We start from the raw sequence: 2,068 nt of genomic DNA, 5'->3' as shown, positions 1-2,068 counted from the left end.
GGGATGCGCTGGGAGGGGACGAGGACGGACATGGTGAGGTGGACAGCGGCGGTGGGCGCTCCCGGCGCGATCCGGCGTCGGCAGGGGGACGGTGTGGCGATGGCAGGTACCGGTACGACGGATGACGGCTCGGCGCTGCCCCGGCCGGTTCTGGGGAGGTAGGCAGTGACTTTGCGCAATGACGTGGGGACGCGGTTCCGTGATCCGCACCCCCATCCCTCGGGGGCCCGGCCCCCGGCGCTGCCGCGCAGCCTGGTTCCACGGCACGTGGGCATCGTCATGGACGGCAACGGCCGCTGGGCCAAGCGGCGCGGGCTCGCCCGGACGAAGGGGCACGAGGCCGGGGAGGACGCGCTGTTCGACTGCGTCGAGGGTGCGATCGAGCTCGGTGTGCGATGGCTGTCGGTGTACGCCTTCTCGACGGAGAACTGGAAGCGTTCGCCGGACGAGGTGGCGTTCCTGATGCGCTTCACCGACAAGGTGTTCGGTCGGCGGATCGCGGACATGGAAGCGCTCGGGGTGCGGGTGCGGTGGGCGGGGCGCCGACCGCGACTCTGGGGGAACGTGATCCGGCGCCTGGAGTCCTCGGAGGAGCGCACTCGCGACAACGACCGGCTCACGCTGGTGATGTGCGTGAACTACGGCGGGCGGGCCGAGATCGCGGACGCGGCGGCGGCGATCGCCCGGGACGTGCGCGAGGGGCGGCTGCGGGCCGACCGGATCGACGAGGCCACGGTGAGCCGCTACCTCGACGAGCCCGACATGCCCGACCTCGACCTGGTCATCAGGACGTCGGGCGAGCAGCGGCTGAGTAACTTCCTGCTCTGGCAGGCGGCCTACGCCGAGTTCTCGTTCGTCGAGACGCTGTGGCCCGACTTCGACCGGCGCAACCTGTGGCAGGCGTGCGAGGAGTACGCCCGCCGCGACCGGCGCTACGGCGGGATCGTCGCCCATCGTGCCTGACCATCCCGCTGGCGCCGCGTCCGGGCCGTCGGACGCGGCGCCGTCCGGCCCGGCGGCGGGCGGTGGACCCGAGTCCGGGTGGCCGGGTGTCGGCGGCGGCTGGGCGGCGGGTTCCGGCGCGCCAGTGGTCGCCGAGATCCGCTTCGCGGTGCCGGGGGCGGCCGCGGCCGGCTTTCCGGCGGCGGCGCGGGCCGCGCTCGACGCGCTCGCCGGGGCGGCCGGTTTCCGGTCCGGCCGGCTCGCCCGGGCGCTCGACGAGCCGGCGTCCTGGCTGCTGACCAGCGAGTGGGACGGCCCCGGCCCGTGGCGCCGGGCCCTGTCCGCGTTCGAGGTGCGGTATGCCCTCACGCCGCTGCTCGTCCACGCCGTCGACGTGCCCGGCGCCTTCGAGGTGCTCGCCGCCGTCGACCCACGCGTGGCGCGGAGTGACGGGCGGCGTGACGTCGAGGGTGGGCGTGACGCCGAGCGAGGTGGCCGCGGCCCGGCTGGCACCGGCAGCGAGGCTCGGACCTACCGTTCAGACCGGGCCGCCGACGCGGACACCGCGGCGCCTCGCCGGCCCTGATCCACGGATTCGGCGGCCGCGTCCCGCCTGGCGTGGGTTGTCGGTGTCGCCTGGCGGCCTCAGCTGTGTATGTCACATCTGTAGATGTGACATACACAGCTATCGGATTTCGGCTGGCCGACGCCAGGGCGACTAGGTCGCGTGGGCGATTGTGATCAGGCGGCGTTTTGGCGCCACCTGAAGCCGGACCGTCGAGGCATGGCCGTGGGAACGTGTGGTCATGGGCGCCGGGGCGTCCTGACGTCGGGCTCGCCTCCGACGACGCCGGTGCGGTTCCGCGGAACCGTCAGGACCGTGCCAGGCCCTCGCGGTGGCAGGTCGTGCCGCGGGGCACGGTTCCGCGGACGCAACGATCATCCAGGTCGGATGCGGGAGGCGCCGTGCGGTACGGACTGCACGGTCTGCGGGCCCAGACCGTGCAGAACGCACCGCCATTCGGCCGGGGTGGGCCCCGGCGCCGCGGAATCTGAATGACCGTGTCAAGCGGTCGTGGTCGTGGCGGCGGGTTGTGGGGGGAGGACCGGTCCTCCCCCCACAACC

2 protein-coding genes are annotated in these 2,068 nt (G+C 73.7%); both read left to right on the top strand.

What is annotated here, in order from left to right:
- The first annotated feature begins 165 nt into the window (after window positions 1-165).
- Entirely contained in the window at window positions 166-963 is a 798-nt protein-coding gene (locus NBZ85_RS30630; protein ID WP_136446733.1) for an isoprenyl transferase, read from the top strand.
- Window positions 956-1,528, top strand: coding sequence for an antibiotic biosynthesis monooxygenase (locus tag NBZ85_RS30625; RefSeq protein WP_261560701.1), 573 nt, complete (start codon window positions 956-958; stop codon window positions 1,526-1,528). Before NBZ85_RS30630 ends, NBZ85_RS30625 begins: the two co-directional genes overlap by 8 nt.
- Window positions 1,529-2,068: the final 540 nt, after the last annotated feature.

The sequence above is a fragment of the Frankia tisae genome, from assembly GCF_025403405.1.
GTDB classification, from domain to species: domain Bacteria; phylum Actinomycetota; class Actinomycetes; order Frankiales; family Frankiaceae; genus Frankia; species Frankia tisai.
The sequence above is the reverse complement of the archived record's forward strand: the minus strand, read 5'-3'. Positions and strand labels throughout refer to the sequence as shown.